The sequence below is a fragment of the Nocardia sp. NPDC006044 genome, assembly GCF_042871115.1.
In the GTDB taxonomy this organism is placed as follows: domain Bacteria; phylum Actinomycetota; class Actinomycetes; order Mycobacteriales; family Mycobacteriaceae; genus Nocardia.
The window spans coordinates 1,372,831-1,390,947 of the sequence record NZ_JBIAID010000002.1 but is presented as its reverse complement, the minus strand read 5'-3'; the positions used below and the strand labels follow the sequence as shown (position 1 = coordinate 1,390,947).

Here is an 18,117-nt window from a genome sequence, read left to right as displayed (position 1 = left end):
ACGACCGCCCGTCGGCACGAAACAATGGGGGAGGTGTGACTAACTGGCATGCTCCACTCGCTTTCGATCAAACGGGAGCTTAGACCCAAGGTCCGATCATCCGACAGATCCACTTTTCGGGGCTTGGACCAGGCCACTTTTGCCCGGTCCGGCCCGGGCGTCGGCGATTTTCGGCCTCAGATCGAGTCGGCCAGTGGGCGCACGCGGTCGGCGGCGCCTCGATCGTCGCGCCAGGTGCAGGCCAGACCGAACGCGGCGACCCGGCCGGTGTCGATGATGCCGCGGATCGCGGCCGAGACCGAGTGCAGGCTTGGGCCGCCGGGCGCGGGGAAGATCAGGCCGGGCAGGTCGCCGGGGTCGACCACATCGCAGTCGAGGTGCAGGTAGATCGGGCCCTCGGGGAGGTCGCCGAGGTCGTCGACTGTGCGGTGCCGGATGCGAGCCGTGCGCAGGAATTCCTGTTCCGGTGGATCGAGGTCGCGGCCGTCGACCAGGATTGCGCGTTCCTCGGGGATGTCGTGTAAACCGATGCGGTCGGCGATCAGGTGCCTGCCGTAACCGGTGAGCATCCGCAGCGGCATTCCGCCGAGATAACCGGAGGTAGACGTCTCCAGGGTCTGGACATCGCCGTGCGCGTCGAACCAGACGATCGACGGGTCGAGCCCCGCGCGTTGCAGTCCGGCGACGACGCCGAGCGAGGTCGTGCAGTCACCGGACGCGACCACCGCCGGGTGGTCGGCGCGGCGGATGGACGCCGCCACTCGCTCGGCCACCGCGTGGTATAGGACCGCCATGCGTGCCCAGGGATCATCGGTGCCGGGAAGTTCGGCGGTGATCACCTCGTCCGGGGTGAGCGGCGCGTCCAGCCCGGGCCGGTGCTGGTCGAGGTGGTAGGGCACGAGAAAACGCATGGGCCTGAGCCTAATTAGGCGCTCGACCGGCAGCACGCGATTATTCGTCGGGTACTCGCTCCCCCGATTCGGTGCCCTACTCGGAGTCACACCGACGATCGGTGCGGTAGCGATCTGCCGCAAAGCGGACTGGTGGCCGCACTTCGTGCAGGTGCCGCCGTGCGTAGCGCGACATATCATGTCGCGCATGGGTGTGTCCGTGCCGGAAAAGACGCTCGAACACTGGGTAAGCCAATATATTCTGTATCGGTTCCGATCGAGGGCCGCTATGTGGTGGCCGGTCGCAGGAGTGGATATCGATGTGCGCAATCTGCCATTACGTCCAGGGAAAGCGGTTTCCTTCGAGGTAAAGACCGCGACCCTGGGATCGAATCCCTCGCGGCATCACATCTACGTGGACCTCGGGCAGCTGTGGGAATATTCGTTGAAGCCGTTGGGCGAGCAGCCTTTCTACGTTTTCCCGCTACCGGATTGGCCAGGACCGTTGGATACCTACGCGCGGTCGAAGGGCAAGCACGTAAGCGACCTCGCGTTCCGTCGAAGCGGCCCGGGATGGTGGTTCGCGGACTGGATGACCGTGATGACTACGGCAGAAGTCGCTGGTGTTCTTCGGAAAGAGCTTTCAGCACACAGCAGCGGCCGGCGAAAGAAAACGCGTCTCCTGACCATCGAGGTCGGCCAGGCCGGTCGGCGCAAATTTTTGTGGGCGGCGGGTGCGCCGCCGCAACGCTTTTGGTGGCGTGATTTCTGGGATGAGTTGGTGCAGTGCGGGCGGCAGGGGTGGCCGCAGCGAATCCTCCTGCCTGCTCGGCTGATCCCGGAGGATCGGGAGACATTCAGCTACGAGACGGTGTGGGAATTGTTGGTGGGAGCTCGGTATTCGCCGGAATCCGAACCCGTGGCTGCGCTGTATCCGGAGGAAGGTGGGTATGCCCTGGCCTTCATCGCCTCGCCCCGGGAGTTGCCCGGGCCGCCGATGGGGATGTTCGATGCCGAATCGGTTGCAGTGGAGAGCAATCGAGTCGATGTGTTTCTGAACGCCGACGCGCTGGCGGATATGGGCTGATGTCCTCGCTGACTCGGAACAGTCGAGGTCCGGACAGCGAAAAACCCTGCCGGACACGGGATGTGCCGGGCAGGGTTTTCCGGTTCGGTCAGCCGACGGTGGCGGTGGTGGTGGGTGCGGCAGTCGTGGTGGTGGGTGCCGCGGATTCCGTTGTGGTCGGGGTGGTGGTGGCCGGCTTGGTGGTCTCGGTCGGGGCGACCGTGGTCGGCGCCGGTGCGGTTGTCGTCGTTGTGCCGGTGGTGGCCGGCGACGTGGTGGTGGTCGGCGACGTGGTCGTGGTGCTGCTCGTGGTGGGGGCGGCACTGGTGGTGGTCGGGGTGGTGGTCTTGGTGGGTGAGGTGGTGGTGGGAGCGGCGGCCTTGTAGGCGGCGGCGAGGTCGGCCTCGGTGGGCTTGGCGGTGGTGTCGACCTTCTTGCCCTGCTGCGCCTGCTGGGCCAGGTGGGTGATCCACGCGGCGGCGTATTCGGCGGAGGTCATCGGCCTGCCGTTGGCCGGGTCGGCGTCGTGCCAGTAGTCGAAGTGGTGACCGGTGTGGTCGGGGCCGAGGGTGAGCTTGTACGGGTCGCTCATGACCACCGGGATGGTGTTCTGGTTGGTCACGATGAGGCCGATGATCTCGTTGAGGATCTTCTGCGGCAGGTAGGCCAGCGGCGACATGGTGTCGGCCGCGATCGCGTCGGCCTTGGCCACCGGCTGCTTCGGCGCCTGGCCCGGCTTGTACGCCGGGTCGGAAACCTTCAGCAGCACCTGGAGGAAGGTCTCGTCGCTCTTGAGCCAGTTCGGGTTCGACGAGATGTCCGCGAACGCGGCGAGTGCGATGCGACCGAGCACGACGGCGACGTCCTGTCCGGTCGCCGGGTTGAGCCCGTCGCGTTCGAGCGCGTCGACATTGATCTGCCGGCCCACGTTCACCACCAGTTGCAGCAGCGAAATGTTCTGCGGCGCAGAGCAGGTCAGGTCACCGTCGGAGCAGAACGAGGCGATCTTGCCGTTCAGCTTGCCGAAATCACCGCTGGTGCCGGGCAACGCGCCCTGGCCCGGCGTCGGGTTCTTGCCGTTCTGGTAGTTCTGATCGAAGCCGTCGGGATGGTTCGGATCCTTCGCGCCGGGGAACGGTCCGTCGCCCGCGGAGCGACCGGCGTCGGCGAGGATGACGACGCCGACGACCTTGTCCGGATCGACGATCCCGTACTGGCCGTCCGCGCCCGCTTCCTGATGTCCGACCTTCATCGCGACCCGGCGCACCACGTCGGCGCCCTCGCTGTAGCCGACGATCGAGAACTTGGTGTCGGGGCAGGCCTGCGCGATTTCCCGCATCACCTTCTCGGTGTTCGCCGCACCGGCGTTGACCGCGTCCTCGTAGGTGGCCATGTTCGCCGGGTAGGCGATATATACGGCGGCGTACGAGCCGGGTTCGACGGCGCCGGCGGCCGGGTTGACCACCGGGTCGACCCATTCGCTGCTGTGATCACCGGAGAGCGCGGCGGGCAATTCGTTGCCGTTGGCGTCCACCAGCAGCTTTGTCGTGCCCTGCTTGGGTGTGTCGTTGCGCCCGGCGACCGAGATGCTGACCATGTCGTGGCACTCGGTCACCGAGGAGGTGAGCTGCGTATCCCTGGTCTGCGGCGACGATGTCAGCGCGAACGTGGTGGCGACGATCGCCGCGACGCCGAGCGCCGCGGGTGCGGCGACAGCGGAGGCAATACGATGTCGGGCAAAGAACCCGCGAAAATCCATGTCCTGATCCCCATTCCAATTACCGGCATGTTGGACGGGCCTGGCCCCCCGAGGCCATGCGTCAACAGAGACGTCGGAAAAGGGGAGGTGAGCGTTACGCGGCCGAGTCCGAATGCGGCGCCGGGCGGGCCGAGTCATGCTGCGGGAACGGCAATTGCCCCCAGTGACAGGGGCATTGACCATTCCCGATCCCGGGCCGGTTGAGCCAGGCTTCACCTGGTGAATTACGCCGTAAATGCAATGGCGCTTTAATATCTCGCCGAAAATCGGTTGACCTTGCCGCTGGGGCAATCACTATCGTGGTCGCCCGTGACGATCACCGTGCTGGACAGCTATACCGAGATGCGCGCCACACTGACCGCGCCGCTCGCCGAACGGCCCGAGTTGCTCCGCCGGATGCTCGAGCCGACGGCGGGCATGTTCCGTTACTTCCCCGGCACGCCGGATCTGGTGGAGTTGCACCACATGGGCGGCGCGTTCCGGGTGGACCGTGAGGCCGACGGCGCGCTGGCCGGACTGGAGGCACTGCACGACGCCGGCGCCTGGGATCGGATCGAAACCGCCATGAACGCCGCGCTGGCGGTCCAGCTGAACGCCACGCCGGACATCGAAGTCCCCGACATCCAGGTGATGCTGGTGCTCGGCGACCCCTCCGACCCGCACTTCATGGATGTCGCCCTCGGTGTGACCGGCAACGGCGGCATCTCCGGCTACGTGTCGCTCACCGTCTGGCCGAGCGCGGAGAACCTGGCCCGGCTGGAGTCGACGGCCGTGCACGAGCTGAACCACAACCTGCGCTACAGCAATGTGCGCTGGGACCCGGATACCGTGACCGTCGGCGAGCACGTGATCAGCGAGGGCCTCGCCGACGCGTTCGCCAGGCACCTGTACGGCGAACTCGGCTACACCCGCATCGGCGTCGCGTCGCTGCACGATGACGCGGTGTACGACAAGGTCGTCGCCGGCCTCGGCGTGCGCGGCATGCAGAACTTCGCCGCCTACGTCCACGGCGATGCGATCGCCGCCCGATTCGGCGGCACCCCTGTGGGATTGCCGACCGGGGCGGGCTATGCCGTCGGAAACCGGCTCGTGGACGCGTATCTCGCGCGCACCGGACAACAGGCGCCGGACGTGTTGCTGGTCGACTCGGCCGCGGTCATCGAATTGGCCACGACGGGCGGCTAGCCGGAAAGATTGTCACGCACCGCTTTCGGTAACGGCCCGGCCATTCCGAAAATGGCGTGCTCACCATTGCCGATCGCAAATCTTTAGCAAAGTTTCCGAACGGTTCCGCCGGTCCGTCGCCGTTTGCCGGAACCTCAGGTTAATCGTACGTGTCCCGCAGTAGCGCGATACGCTTCTGTTGCAGGCAATAGGTGTTGCACTGATCATCTCGTGACGGCGAACGATGTTGTCCGCGTACAGGCTAACCAGATAAGCAAACTGGGCGGTCGGCTTTATTGCCGGGCGCTCTGTTCTCATGCGAGCCATAGACGACAGAAAGGCTGCGATCGATGAGAATCCAGCCACGGCGCCAGATTCTGAATGTCTGGAGTTCATTGCTGGCGGCCTGCTATCAAGACGACACCTGGATCTGGGGTGGGCGGGACGGATCGAACTCCATCAGCGACGCCGAACAACTGTTGTGCCTGCTGTACCCGGCCACTCAGATCGGCAGCTTCGCGCTGCACAACCCGGACCGGATCGCCGACGATGTCCGGACCACCCTGAAACCGCTTGGCCGCGAACGCCGCATCGGCCTGAAGATCGTCGAGGTGATGGACGAGTACCTGCGGCGCTACGAACGCGACGATCAACCGATCTTCTCCGGCGGCAGTTACCTGCGAGCCATCGAGGGCGCCGAGGCGACCGATCGGCAGCGCGCGGTCGATGTGGTGGATTCGTACTCGATGTCGCTGACGGTCTGCCTGGCCGGCCTGCAATACCTTCGCGCACTCCAGGATTCGACCGGCGCCGCCGACCAGCAGCGGCTGGAACGGTTGATCAAACCGGTGCAGGTGCGGCTCAACCGGCGGCTCACCGCGGCCATGGTCGGATTGGTGCGCAGCTTCGTCGTGCAGTCGGTGGACCCCGAAACCGACACGGGCCTGGCCATGCTCAGCATGTTCAATCAGACCGGAGCGGAAAACGAGGCGATCGTCGCCGGCGTAGCCAAGCGGCTCGAACGCGTCCGCAGCCGGCTGCTCCGCGACGTCACGCTGAACAAGACGCCGCAGGCCGACCTCGCGAGCCCGGCCCTGATGTTCGAATGTGGCTGGAGCTGGGGCGTGGTCGAGGGCGCCGAGGTCATCGACTTCCTCGATGTGCCGATCGCCAAGTCGGAGGGTTTCGCGGTCGGTCGGCCCTACCTGTACTTCACCATCACCGCACTCGACGGCATCAACGACTTGACCCAGCCCCGCACCCGCGAGCTCGACCTGCTCGACGCGGACCAGCGTCGCCTGGCCGACGCGCTGCAACTGCGCTGGGATCTGGCGCAACGCTATTGGTCGGCGATGGCCCGCTTCGGCGAAGGCGACTGGCCGCTGGAGGACATCCCCTGGCGCACCTCCGACACCGAGGAATCCGACTACTTCAGCCTCTGCGTGTCCGGCCTGCTGATCCAGGACCTCATCGCGAGGGAGGCCGATGACGACGACCTCACCAGGGCCACCCGCGTTTTCGACGAGCTGGCCCGGCGCGGCCGGATCACCCGCCGCCTGACCGAGCACGATCCCGCACGCGCCCTGCACATTCCGGGTGTGCTGCTGCGGTTGAACGGCACCGAGGGCATCGACGGCGGCCCGCTGCTGTACTGGGCGGTGTCGGACTACGCGCCGATGCTGCTGAAGCGGATATTGCAGGCGGCGCAGCTGTCGCGCACGCTGTCCACCCGCAGGCAGCTGCTGCAACTGGCGCAGGCGACCATGGATCATCTGGAACAGCGCGCCTTCCAGCGCGCCCCGGCCAAGGGGCTGTGGGACGACGCGGCACGGGTTTTCGTGGAGCCGTCCGCGACCGGCCAGCCGGAGCCGCCCCCGGCGGACGAACCGCAGGAACCCTCCTGGTATTTCACCGAGCGCATCATCGAATGTCTGGTCGTCGCCGAATCGAGCTACCAGAACCCGCCGTTCCGGTCCCCGACGTCGCTGACCCGCGCGCTGGAACTGCTCGACGAGGCCGACCACCTGCTCAATCAAAAATTCCTGGAGCTCAGCGAGCGGGACAACACGCCGAATCGCCGGGCACTGGAGAACATAGAAAAGAACTTGGTGCGCGCCAGCAAATTGATCGATGAGCGTCCGGCCACGGCATTCAGTCTCTGTGTCGACGCCCTGCGCGAATTGGACGGGCTCGAAGTCGCCGGCCTCGACGCTATGAGAGGTGAGTAGGTTGACCGAGCGGATACTGGTTTTCTCCACCTCGGACAAGGGTGGCACCGGGCGTTCGGTGACCAGTTGCAATATCGCCTACCGGCTGAGCGTGGACGGCAAGAGCGTCGCCTATCTCGATTTCGATTTCGGCTCGCCGACCTCCGGCGCATTGTTCGAGATCGAGAAGATGGATCGCGGCGTCTCCGGTAAGCAGGGACTGCACGAATACCTGAACAACCGGATCACCATTCCGGCCAGGTGCGATATCCGGTCGGAGACCAACCGCAAAGACCTGCACGCACTCCGCCACCCCTATCAGCTCACGCTTTTTCCGGGAGATCGCGGCGGCGGGGAATTCCCGGCGACCGCGCAGGTGGTGAAGCAGTGTGTCGAGCTGTTGATGATCTGCCAGCAGGAATTCGATGTCACGTTCGTCGATCTCAGCGCGGGCCGATCGGCGGCGTTGGAGATCGTGCTGCGCGCCACGGCCGCCGAGTCATTGCGTGCGGTGCCGGCCAGGTGGCTGGTCTTCCACCGGTGGACCCGCCAGCATATTCTCGCGGCGAACGGCCTGGTACACGGCCCGAACGGCCTGCTGGAGGCCGGGCAGAAATGCGGCCACGACGTCGGTGATCTGCTCGAGTCGGTGCGCTATATCCGCACCGCGGTGCCGTCGACCAATGAGGGGTCCGGCGACAAAGACCGTGGGCCGCAATGGGCTTGGCTGCGCAAACAGAACGAGGCCCTGGAACAGCTCGCCCTGGCCAATCAATTGGGTTCCAGTGTCAAGCTCGGCACGACGCCGATGGAGCCGGTGCTGCAGTGGCGGGAACAGTTGATCCTCGACGCCGACGTCGACGCGAAGATCGCCAACGAGGAGACGGTGATCGCCTTCAAAGAATTGGCAGTGGAACTCATGGACGACGCGACGTGGGAGAGGCTCTTCTGACGATGAACGGTGCCACTGTGTACAGCGAGGCGGCCGAGCAGGTCCAGGTCGCCGGGGTGAGCTTCGCGCACCTGTCCATCGAGACCGGGCACTTCTATATGAAAAGCCTGCTCGACGGGGAGGAGAAGATTCGCGCGCATTTCGAGCGGGTGGCCAGGCTGGTCGACCTGCATACCGCGGAGGCCAAAGCCGAATACGGGCCCTCGGCGCGGGTGAGTACCTGCTTCCTGATCGATGACTACTTCGGGTCGAACACGAACCCCACCGAGGTGCTGGACAAGGTGCTCGGCATCGCCGAGAAATGCGGGTTGCGCATCGACTACCTCGCACGAGAGGCCGGCTGCTGGGAGACACCGCTGTACGTCGACGGCCGCCTGACCGGGCAGCAGATTCCGCTGGCCGAAATGGTCGCGTCCTGGGTCGTGGCCGAGCCGTTGAAGCAGACCACCGGACGGCGTCCGCCCGATGTCGAGTCCGGCTGGCTGTGTAACGGACGGCGCTCGTCCGAACACGACTCGGAGCAGGCGATGCAGGTGACGGAGGCCTATCGCCGCCCCGAGGAGTTCGCGCGCCGGGAACACACGATCTTCCTCGACATCGAACTGTGGAACACCTTGATCAACAAGGACGGCGAGGAGCACACCCGCTGGTCCTGCCCGTTCCTGGCGTCGATCTGGCAGCTGCTGCGGCTGGGCATGGTGCGTTACGAGGGCAGGGCGGTGGTCGAGCCGCAACCCCCCGGTGAGCGCTGGCCGGCGAGCTGGTGGGAGATGCCGTCGGTGATCAAGCTGAATCCGCAGGCCGCGCCGTTCGAGGCGTATCGCGCGCTGTCCATTCTGCCGCGCGAATACCTGAAGATCGAGCACGCGGTGCAGACCATCCTCGACCACATCGTGATCGATCAGGAAGTCCTGGCGAAGGCGATCAAACGCGCTGAGAGTGAAGGTATTTCGATTCCGCGCGAGGTCACCGGCCGGCTGTCGCACATGTTCGTCGACGAGGTCGTCAAGCGTCCGCGCGCCGATGGGGCATGACATGGCCGACACCGCCGCGAATCCGGATGGCCCGCCGCTGGTCGTGCTCGGCGAGATACACACCTGTCTGCTGCCGTCGCAGCACGTGCTGGACATCGCGGCGAGCATCGAACTGCTGAGCGCGGTGCAGCGCGGGCTGACGGTGACCTCCCGCGAGCGGCCGCTGCCGCTGGTGATTTCGCCGAACCGGTACGAAGGTGTCGACTGTGACCTGATTCCGTTGTCTGGCAAGCACATTCATGTGGTCGGCACGGTCGCGTCGCGCACGGTGGTGATCGGCGGCCGGGTGCTGCAGGGCTCGTCCCAGACCCGGGTGATGCGTTCGCCGGAACGGCAGGCCTGGTCGTACTACCTGAGCAGGCCGGGCACCGTGGACGCGGTGAGCAGGCTCGGCGACGAGCCGGCCGGGCGGCTGGTGGACGGGCATCTGCGCGCGCACGGCGACGACAAGCTCGACCTGACCTCGATCAGCCAGCGGATGTCGACGTTCGCCCGGGTGGATCCCCGGCTGGATCAGAAAATGCCGTTCCGCGCGGGCGCCACCCGGCTGCGCTGGGCGGTCGAGGTCGGCGCGAAGCCGACTCAGGTGCCCCGCTTCGCTTTTCATCTGGCCGGTAACACACTGCGGACCGTGCGACTCACCCTGGGGACCAAGGATGTCGCTGCGGCGCAACGGTTCTGCGAGGATCTCGCGATCCACGACTGGCTGCTCACCACCATCGACCAGGTGGCCGAGCGGGCGGGGCGAAACGATCACGATACCGACACGCTGCTGGATCAGCTCGTGCCGTTGCTGGATCAGCTTGTGCCGCTGTGGATGCCGGGTGCGCACGCCGCGCCGGAGTTACGCCCGCTGTGGGCGGAGCTGGAATCGGACCCGGGCTTCAGCCGGCAATGGACCGCCCGGGTCGGGCAATTGCGTGACCGGATGACTACCGCGACCCTCAAGGCGCTGCGGCATTCGAAGATCATCAGCCACGACTGGTGACTGCTCAGAGCCGGAACCAGCGGCGCACCAGCAGCGCGAAGAACACCGATGTGGACAGCACCCCCGCGTACGCCTCCACCACGAATACCAGCTGATCGGTCCCCTCGAGCCCTGCGGTATCCGCCGGGCCGAGGGGGTTCAGATAATTCATGGCGCAGTCGTAGACGATCGACAGGGTCGACGCGGTGGACAGCGAACGCACCACCGCGATCGACAACGCGACCTGGAGAAAGATCCACAGCAGCATCCGATACGGCCGATATCCATAGCCGCACACCAGATCCGAGAAATAGCCGACCAAGCGCCGCCAGCGGATCGGCTGTCCCCAGCGCCGGGCTCGCGCCAGGCTCAAGCCGCAGCGGTCCTCCGCGTCGGTGTCCCCGTCCTGGCGGTACAGGCTCCACGCCCGCCGGAACGACATCGCCGCATGGCCGGGCAGCACCAGCGCGAGCCGCCCGCCGATCTGTTCGTAGACCTCGGCCAGCCGCCGGCTCTGCGTGCGGCTCAACTTCAGCGGCCCCCGGTATTCGACCTCGGCGGCGAACAGGGCGACCAGGACTTCCGGTGCTACCTGCGCGTCCGAGTCGGCCGCCTTGCCCAGATCCGCGTAGCCGCGGGCGAATAGCAGGCTGTCGCTGCGTCGTCGAATGCCGGGCGGGTCGTATCCGGCGATGACCGCCTCGACGTGCCGGTTGAACGAATCCAGCAGATCCTGTTCCCCCTCCCGCCTGCGCTCGGCCCAATTCTTCGCCAAGAATGGAAACAGGTCCACGTCGGTATAGGCCTTGGCGTGGCGGTCGACCCGGGTGAACATCGAGCGGGCGAAATGCGAATCCTGTTGTTGCTCATCCACTACAGCCCCACCATCGACGTCGTTTTCTCGGCGCACCGTCACGATAACGCGATACGACAATTGAGCCGACGTTCTTTCCGAGGTGCAAGACCGCACATCGTTTGCCGTGTTCAGCGGCGGTCGCCTGGCTAGACTGTGGTTGTGCCGCATCATGCGGCGGGGTGAAACGGGGAGGCAAGCCATGGCCGACGTGTTGTTCATCGTCACGGCCGGTTCGCAGGACGCACAGCGGCTCGATCGCCTGACCGAGGAACTGGCCGACGAGCTACGGGAAATCTCCGGGGTTACCGTCGGGGCGGCGACCACGGCAGCCACGCCGGGAACCAAGTCCGGTACCGCGGTGGAGATCGGGCAGCTACTGGTGTCGGGGGGCGCGCTCAGCACCGCGGCCTGGGCAATTCGCGACATCGTCCTCCGATTCCTGGCCCGCGGCCGGGCGGAATCCGTCACGGTGCGCCACGGCGATCGCGACATCACCATCGTCCGGCCGACCGATGAACAGGTCGACGGCGTCGTCGATCAGTTGCGGAGCCTATTCGCCGATGACTAGCCCCCGGGGACGCCGGATCGCGCTGTTCGTCGCCAATGACACCTTTTACTCGACGTCGATCTCGCAGCTCTACGCCCCGGTCTCGGACGCCAGAGAGCTGCGAAACCTGTTGCACGACCCCAGCATCGGCGCGTTCCAGCCTGCCGACATACTCGTCAACGAGTCGAAGACCGAGATCGAGCGCAGCATCGAGCGGCTGTTCCGCAACGCGGGACCCGAGGACCTGGTGCTGTTCTACTACTCCGGCCACGGGTTCCGGACCAGCCGGAATCTGTACTTGGCCGCCTGCAACACCGACCCGAACCTGCCCAGCAGTTCCGCGGTGTCGTCCGCGTTCATCAAGGAACTGATCCGCGAGTCCAGTGCCGCGGCGAAGATCATCCTGCTCGATTGCTGTTACAGCGGAGCGTTTCTCGGCAACGACGTGATCAAGGCGGTCGGCGGCATCGACGACGGCGTCGGCGAGCATCTGGTCACCGGGGACGGGATCTGCGTGATGACCGCGTGCACGGGCGTGCAGATCGCTGAGGACGGGATCCGTTCCGCCGCGGATGATTCCGTGCCGCTATCGATGTTCACCTCGGCGATCGTCAACGGCATCACCACCACCGGGCTGGCGGGCAGCGGCACCGGGGAGATCAGTACCCACGATCTGTGGACGTATGTGAGCGATGAGGTGCGTCGCCGCACCGACCGCCAAACACCCAGTCACTACGGGTTTTTGAACGACGAGGTGTTCATCGCGCGGACCCGGCGGCGAACCGCGGGCGCCAGCGACGGCGGCGATCGGGTGCTGCTCGGCAGCCTGCTCGGCCGATTGGAGCAGGTGGAGGACGCCGGTCTGCGGGCGGAGAACTGGTGGGGGACCGGTAGATTGGCCGTGCCGATCGGCAGGCAACGGCGACCGGACGGGACCGTCGGCGACATCGTGCAGCTCGAGTTCGCCGGGCCGGACAACGGACTGCTCGTCGTCGGGCGCTCCGGTTCCGGCAAGAGCACCCTGCTGCGCACCCTGGTGGCGTCACTGGCGCTGACCCACTCTCCGGGCGAAGCGCGCGTGCACGTGCTGGAGTCCAGTAACCGCCTCGGCTCGATGCGCGAACTGCCGCACGTCGGCGATGTGGTCTGCGACGACGAGCCCGAGCAGGTCGCCGCCCTGTTGCAGCGCGTTCTGGACGAGATCGGCAGCCGAAAGCGGTTGTACCGCAAGCACAATATCGACTCACCGGCCGGCCTGCGCGCGGCCCGCGACGCGCTGCCCGAGGGACCGGTGCCGGATCTGTTCCTGGTCCTGGACCGCTGGGACGATTTCGCCGACCTGCTGCCCAAGGCGGGGGATACGGTGCGCCGCATCGCCGATGCCGGACCTGAGTACGCGGTGCACGTGGTGGCCACCGTGCGGGACTGGAACGAGGTGCCGGACTGGATGAGCAGGCTGCTGGCCGTCCAGATCGAGCTGCGCATGCATCAGCCGCGCGATTCGCACATCGATCCGGAGCTCGCGCTACGCCTGCCGGAAGGACCGGGGTGGGGGCTGCATCAGCAACAGCCGTTCCGGATCGCGGTGCCCGACATTCGGGAGCCGCCCGCGGACCCCGCGATGGTGGACGACATGACCGACGGCGCAGCGGATTTGGTCGCGCGGATGCGGGCGCGGCATGCGGCGGCGGGGACCGGTGCTGGATCGGCCGGGCCCGACGTCGAGGCGGATTTCGCCGCGCTGCACGGGCTCGACGACAGCTCGGTCTTCGATATCGAGCACTGGTGGCGGGAGCGGCCCGTCCGGGAACAGCTGCGCATCCCGATCGGCGCGACGCGTCCAGGCGATCCCGTGCTGCTCGATCTCAAGCAGGGGGCCGAGGGCGGCATGGGTCCGCACGGCCTGGTGGTCGGGGCGATCGGCGCCGGAAAATCGGAGCTGCTGCGGACCATCGTGCTCGGGCTGGCGTTGCATCACGGTCCGGATCAGGTGAACTTCCTGCTGGTCGACTTCAAGAACGGCGCGACGTTCCAGCCGCTGACCAGTCTGCGGCACGTGGCCGGTCACGTCCGCGACGTGGAACAGGATCTGTACCTGCGCGAACGGCTGCAAGCGGTACTCGACGGCGAGATCGATCGGCGGCGCCGGCTGCTCGAGGAGAGCGGGCCGTACACCACGATCGCGGAGTATGAGCGGGCCCGCGCGGCCGGGGCGGTGCTGCCGCCGCTGCCCGCTCTGGTGATCGTCATCGAGGAATTCGTGGAATTGCTCTCCGGCACTTCGACGTTCGTCGATGTGCTGGTCCGGATTGGACGGCTCGGTCGTTCGCTCGGCATGCATCTGCTGCTCGGTACACAGCGACCGGACGAATGGCGATTGCGTGCGCTGGACAGCTATCTCTCGTATCGTATTGCGCTGCGGACTTTTTCGGCTGCCGAGTCGCGATTGGTGCTGGGTACCACGGATGCCTATCACCTGCCCCGCATCCCCGGGTACGGGTATCTGCGGATCGGTACCGGTACCGCCACGCGCTTCCGGGCGGCGTACGCGTCGGGTCCGGGGCCGTCCGTCCCCGGCCGCGGTGGTGCCGGGCCCGTCGATCGTCCGGTGTCGGAGTCGCTGGCCGTCACCCTCGGTCGGCACGGGTCTGCCGCGCACCAGGTGTGGACCGAGCCGTTACAAGCGTCGCCGACGGTGGGAATGCTGCTGCGGCAGTGGAATTCATCTCCTTCGGCGGATGGTCCCGGACTGCTGCGGCTGCCGATCGGCGTCGTCGATGTGCCGCGCAAGCACTACCGCGAGGTGCTGTGTGCCGATCTGTCGGACAGTTCCGGGCATATGGCGATCGTCGGTGGGCCCCGGTCGGGGAAGTCGACGGCGCTGCGCACGCTGATCGTGTCCGCCGCGGCTACGCACACGCCCGAACAGGTGCAGTTCTATTGCCTGGATCTCGGTGGCGCGCTGGCCGGCTCGGCCGAGTTCCCGCATGTGGGGTCGGTGGCCGGGCGGCGCGATTCGGATCGGGTGCGGCGCACCGTCGCCGAGCTGGCCGCCCTCGCCGGTCGCCGGGAACAGCGGTTCCGTGAATTCGGCCTCGCCTCGATGCACGAATTCCGTTCCCGCAAAGCGCGGGTAGACCGGCTGTCGGCGGAAAAGCAAGCGGCCGATCCGATCTCGGCGGACCGGTACGGTGACGTCTTCCTGATCGTCGACGGGCTCGATGTCGTCCAGCAGGACTATCCGGCGCTGGAGCCGACGATCGTCACCATCGCGACGCAGGGACCTCGTTACGGGATCCATGTCGTGGTCACGCTGCCACCGTGGACCAGGACTCCGCTCGTGTCGCCGGACATGGTCGGCACCCTCATCGAGCTGCGGCTCGGCGACCCCGCGGACTCCCAACTCGACCGCGCGGCAGCCGGAACCGTGCCGCCGGATCGTCCGGGACGCGGCCTTTCGCCCGGCAAACTCCACCTGCTCATCGCGCTACCGCGGCTGGATTCCGATACCGATCCGAAGCAACTGCCCAGCGGTATGGCGGCGGCCGCCAAGCAGTTGCGCACGATCTACGGCTCCCGGCGGGCACCCGAGGTTCGCCTGCTGCCCACCGAGATTCCGCGCGCGCATGTCCTGCGGTCGGCGCTGCACGCCGGCGTCACCCAGGACGCGACGCACCTGGCCGTCGGCCTCGGCGAAAACGAATTGTCGCCACTGATACTGGATTTCGACGCCCAGCCACATCTGATGGCCTTCGCCGATCAGGGTTGCGGCAAAACCACACTGCTGCACAACATCCTGCTCGGCCTCACCGAGAACGCCACCCCAGACCAGGCCGCGATCCTGCTCATCGACTACCGCCGCACCCTGCTGCACGCCGTCGACCCGAAACACCTGACCGCCTACTGCGCGTCCGCGGCAACCGTGCCCGACGCCGTCGCCGACCTGTGCGGCACCCTCGCCACCCGCATCCCGGGCCCCGGCATCGGCCCGGCCCAACTCCGCGAGCGCACCTGGTGGGCCGGCCCCGAACTCTATGTCGTAGTGGACGATCATGACCTAGTCGTCACCGACGGCGACGACCCCCTCGAACCCCTCCTCGAATTCCTCCCCATCGCCCACGACATCGGCCTGCACCTCATCATCGCCCGCCGAGCCACCAACCTGACCCGAGCCCTCAACGGCACCTTCCTCGCCCGCCTCCACGAAATCTCCGCCACCACCCTCCTCATGAGCGCCCCCACCGAAGCCGGAAAACCCTTCACCCCCACCCTCCGAGCCACCCCCCTCCCCCCAGGCCGAGGCACCCTCCTAACCCACCCCCACCCCCCTCAACTGATCCAAATAGCCCACCTCCCCCCACCCCACTAGAGCCGCACCCGCTACCGGCCGACGCGGGTCGGCCGGTGGTCCTATCCGGCGGTAGTGCTCACCTCATGGCCGATGCCGGCGTGGTGAGGTGGTGGCGGCGGGTGGGGATGAGCATGGTGGGGTGGGTGATGCTCCAGGCGGCGGAGGCGCAGATGAAGTTCTTGACGCGGGCGGCGGTTCGGCCGGTGAGGACAGTGGAGGTGGGCTGGTCTGCGGGGGTTACCTTTTGGACGATGGCGTCGCGGCGGCCGAGGCTGATGCACTGGGTGGCGTAGCCGATCGGGGATTCGGGAACCTTGCGGCCGGTCAGGCGGGCGGCGAGGGCATCGGCGCCTTGCCAGGCCATCGGAATCGCGGTCGCGCAACCCATTCGGAGTTCCTTGCCGCCGATGCCGGCGGCGAACGCGGCGTCGCCGATGGCGTACACGTCGGGGTGCGAGACCGAGCGCAGGGTGCCGTCGACGACGATCCGGCCGGTGCCGGAGACCTCGAGGGTGCTGGCGGCGGCGATCGGGTCGACCATAAAACCCGCTGTCCAGATGGTCATTTGGGCCGGAATCTCACCCGCCGGGGTGAGCACGCCGTGCGGTTCGACGCGGGTGATCTCGGCGCCTGCCCGGACCGTGATGCCGAGCCGGTCGAAGGCGGTGCGCAGGTGGCGCTGAGCCTTCTCGTTCAGCCAGTCGCCGACGCCGCCGCGAGCGGCGATCGTCACCGCCAGGTCCGGACGGGCCTCGGCGATCTCGGTGGCCGCTTCGATACCGGTCAGGCCACCGCCGACGACCAGCACGGACGCGCCGGAGGCCAACTCGCCCAACCGTGTTCGCAATCGCAGTGCGGCCTGCTTACCCGCCACGTTGTAGGCGTATTCGGCGACGCCGGGGACCCCGTAGTCGGCGACCACGCTGCCCAGGGCATACACGAGGGTGTCGTAACCCAGGGTCTCGGCACCCTCCGCACCGAGCAGATCGACGAGCTTGCGGTCGGCGTCGACCGCGACGACCCGGGCAATCCGGATCTGTACGCCGGTGCCCGCGTAGACATCGCGCAGCGCGCGCCGCGGCAGCTCCTGTCCGCTGGCGAGCTGGTGCATGCGGACCCGTTCGACGAACTCCGAATCGGCGTTGACCAGGGTGATCTCGACGTCGTCGCGGTGCAGCCGCTTGGCCAGGCGCCCGGCGGCGATACCGCCCGCGTATCCGGCTCCGAGGACGACGATGCGATGCTTCATGGTGAGCTCCTATCTGGTTGCACTCACCTCATGAACCGGGCAGCCACGCGATCCCTGACACCACAGTGATGTGATGTGGCTCACCACACCAGGTCGAGCGGCCGATGCGGTCCGGCGGCCGTCCACTGCCGCGTGATCCGTTCCAGTTTCTCGGGGTTCACCTGGATGTGGATCGCCGCGACGCCGTCGGCGGCGGGGTCGAGGGCGAAGATGCCGTAGACCCGCTCGCCGGCCACGATCAGCACGGCGGGCGCACCGTTGACGACGTCGGCGTAGAAGACCACCTCGTCCCCGACGAACGCGCGCCGGGCATCGGTCGGCCGGAACAGATTCCGCACGTACCGGGCGATCTCGAACGCGCCGACGACCGGGGTCTTGCGGGCCGGAATCCGCCCGCCGCCGTCCGCGACGCTGACCGCGCCGTCGGTGAGCAACCGGATCAGCGGCTCGGTCTCGCCGCTGAGCGCCGCGGCGAGGAACCGCTCGACGATCTCGCGCGCGGTGGCCGCGTCGACCTCGGTGCGGGTCTCGCCGGTGCTGACGTGCTGCTTGGCCCGCCGGTAGATCTGCTGGCAGTTGCTCTCGGTGAGGTCGAGGATCTCCGCGATCTCCCGATGCGTGTACCCGAACGCCTCGCGCAGCACGTACACCGCGCGCTCGTTCGGCGACAACCGCTGCATCAGCGTCAGCATCGCGAGCGAGACCGATTCGCGCTGCTCGGCGGTGTCGGCCGGGCCGAGCATCGGGTCGCCGGCCAGCACCGGCTCCGGGAGCCACTGCCCGACGTAGGTCTCCCGCCGGGCCCGGGCCGACGTCAGCTGGTTGAGGCAGAGGTTGGTGAGCACCTTGGTCAGCCAGGCCACCGGCGTGTCGATCAGCGTCCGGTCCGCCGCGTGCCAGCGCAGGAACGTCTCCTGCACGGCGTCCTCGGCATCGCCGGCCGATCCGAGCAGCCGGTAGGCGATCGCCTCCAGGCGGCCCCGATAGCTCTCGAATAGATCGGCTTCTTGCGTGCTGAGCGACATACGCCCATGTTCGACCATGCGCGCGCGCCGCAGACATCCGCCCTGGCCTG

The 18,117-nt window shown here is 67.0% G+C and carries 13 protein-coding genes; 8 read left to right on the top strand and 5 right to left on the bottom strand.

Translation table 11 applies throughout. From position 1 onward, the window contains the following. Window positions 1–176 precede the first annotated feature (176 nt). On the bottom strand, window positions 177–911 hold the full coding sequence (locus ACFYO1_RS23980) for an arginase family protein (RefSeq protein ID WP_387234853.1): 735 nt from the start codon (window positions 909–911) through the stop codon (window positions 177–179). A 187-nt stretch (window positions 912–1,098) separates the two neighbouring features. On the opposite strand from ACFYO1_RS23980, the gene ACFYO1_RS23975 reads away from it, so the two are divergent. Next, window positions 1,099–1,977 carry a hypothetical protein gene (locus ACFYO1_RS23975; RefSeq protein ID WP_387234850.1) on the top strand — a complete coding sequence of 293 codons (879 nt, stop codon included), beginning with the start codon at window positions 1,099–1,101 and terminating at the stop codon, window positions 1,975–1,977. Between the two features lie 88 nt (window positions 1,978–2,065). Here ACFYO1_RS23975 and ACFYO1_RS23970 read toward each other — a convergent pair whose 3' ends face one another. Continuing rightward, window positions 2,066–3,715, bottom strand: a complete 1,650-nt coding sequence (locus ACFYO1_RS23970; protein WP_387234848.1) for a cutinase family protein — start codon at window positions 3,713–3,715, stop codon at window positions 2,066–2,068. 309 nt (window positions 3,716–4,024) lie between these two features. On the opposite strand from ACFYO1_RS23970, the gene ACFYO1_RS23965 reads away from it, so the two are divergent. The 5 genes from ACFYO1_RS23965 (at window position 4,025) to ACFYO1_RS23945 (ending at window position 10,060) form a co-directional block, all read left to right on the top strand. Continuing rightward, window positions 4,025–4,900, top strand: a complete 876-nt coding sequence (locus ACFYO1_RS23965; RefSeq protein ID WP_387234845.1) for a DUF2268 domain-containing protein — start codon at window positions 4,025–4,027, stop codon at window positions 4,898–4,900. 329 nt (window positions 4,901–5,229) lie between these two features. After that, window positions 5,230–7,107: an SCO2524 family protein gene (locus ACFYO1_RS23960; RefSeq protein WP_387234842.1), complete on the top strand. Its 1,878-nt coding sequence runs from the start codon at window positions 5,230–5,232 to the stop codon at window positions 7,105–7,107. Continuing rightward, window positions 7,100–8,038 carry an SCO2523 family variant P-loop protein gene (locus ACFYO1_RS23955; protein ID WP_387234839.1) on the top strand — a complete coding sequence of 313 codons (939 nt, stop codon included), beginning with the start codon at window positions 7,100–7,102 and terminating at the stop codon, window positions 8,036–8,038. The genes ACFYO1_RS23960 and ACFYO1_RS23955 overlap by 8 nt, the downstream gene beginning before the upstream one ends. 2 nt (window positions 8,039–8,040) lie before the next feature. Further along, a complete protein-coding gene (locus ACFYO1_RS23950; RefSeq protein WP_387234837.1) occupies window positions 8,041–9,072 on the top strand; it encodes an SCO2522 family protein in 1,032 nt (343 codons plus the stop codon). Between the two features lies 1 nt (window position 9,073). Further along, the gene (locus ACFYO1_RS23945) at window positions 9,074–10,060 is read left to right on the top strand and encodes an SCO2521 family protein (RefSeq protein ID WP_387234834.1); all 987 of its coding nucleotides are present in this window, start codon (window positions 9,074–9,076) and stop codon (window positions 10,058–10,060) included. A 4-nt stretch (window positions 10,061–10,064) separates the two neighbouring features. Here ACFYO1_RS23945 and ACFYO1_RS23940 read toward each other — a convergent pair whose 3' ends face one another. Next, a complete protein-coding gene (locus tag ACFYO1_RS23940) occupies window positions 10,065–10,913 on the bottom strand; it encodes a hypothetical protein (RefSeq protein WP_387234832.1) in 849 nt (282 codons plus the stop codon). Between the two features lie 181 nt (window positions 10,914–11,094). Here ACFYO1_RS23940 and ACFYO1_RS23935 point away from each other — a divergent pair, with 181 nt between their 5' ends. Then, the gene (locus ACFYO1_RS23935) at window positions 11,095–11,463 is read left to right on the top strand and encodes a hypothetical protein (RefSeq protein WP_387234829.1); all 369 of its coding nucleotides are present in this window, start codon (window positions 11,095–11,097) and stop codon (window positions 11,461–11,463) included. Further along, window positions 11,456–15,811: a type VII secretion protein EccCb gene (eccCb, locus tag ACFYO1_RS23930; protein ID WP_387234826.1), complete on the top strand. Its 4,356-nt coding sequence runs from the start codon at window positions 11,456–11,458 to the stop codon at window positions 15,809–15,811. Before ACFYO1_RS23935 ends, eccCb begins: the two co-directional genes overlap by 8 nt. A gap of 58 nt (window positions 15,812–15,869) precedes the next feature. Here the strand turns inward: eccCb and ACFYO1_RS23925 are convergent, their stop codons facing one another. After that, on the bottom strand, window positions 15,870–17,042 hold the full coding sequence (locus ACFYO1_RS23925) for an NAD(P)/FAD-dependent oxidoreductase (protein ID WP_387234823.1): 1,173 nt from the start codon (window positions 17,040–17,042) through the stop codon (window positions 15,870–15,872). A gap of 80 nt (window positions 17,043–17,122) precedes the next feature. Beyond that, the gene (gene sigJ, locus ACFYO1_RS23920) at window positions 17,123–18,067 is read right to left on the bottom strand and encodes an RNA polymerase sigma factor SigJ (RefSeq protein WP_387234820.1); all 945 of its coding nucleotides are present in this window, start codon (window positions 18,065–18,067) and stop codon (window positions 17,123–17,125) included. Window positions 18,068–18,117: the final 50 nt, after the last annotated feature.

Coding starts and splice junctions, on each gene's coding strand:
- ACFYO1_RS23980 (WP_387234853.1), bottom strand. CDS start 911: ATGCGTTTTCTCGTGCCCTACCACCTCGACCAGCACCGGCCCGGGCTG.
- ACFYO1_RS23975 (WP_387234850.1), top strand. CDS start 1,099: ATGGGTGTGTCCGTGCCGGAAAAGACGCTCGAACACTGGGTAAGCCAA.
- ACFYO1_RS23970 (WP_387234848.1), bottom strand. CDS start 3,715: ATGGATTTTCGCGGGTTCTTTGCCCGACATCGTATTGCCTCCGCTGTC.
- ACFYO1_RS23960 (WP_387234842.1), top strand. CDS start 5,230: ATGAGAATCCAGCCACGGCGCCAGATTCTGAATGTCTGGAGTTCATTG.
- ACFYO1_RS23950 (WP_387234837.1), top strand. CDS start 8,041: ATGAACGGTGCCACTGTGTACAGCGAGGCGGCCGAGCAGGTCCAGGTC.
- ACFYO1_RS23945 (WP_387234834.1), top strand. CDS start 9,074: ATGGCCGACACCGCCGCGAATCCGGATGGCCCGCCGCTGGTCGTGCTC.
- ACFYO1_RS23935 (WP_387234829.1), top strand. CDS start 11,095: ATGGCCGACGTGTTGTTCATCGTCACGGCCGGTTCGCAGGACGCACAG.
- eccCb (WP_387234826.1), top strand. CDS start 11,456: ATGACTAGCCCCCGGGGACGCCGGATCGCGCTGTTCGTCGCCAATGAC.
- ACFYO1_RS23925 (WP_387234823.1), bottom strand. CDS start 17,042: ATGAAGCATCGCATCGTCGTCCTCGGAGCCGGATACGCGGGCGGTATC.
- sigJ (WP_387234820.1), bottom strand. CDS start 18,067: ATGTCGCTCAGCACGCAAGAAGCCGATCTATTCGAGAGCTATCGGGGC.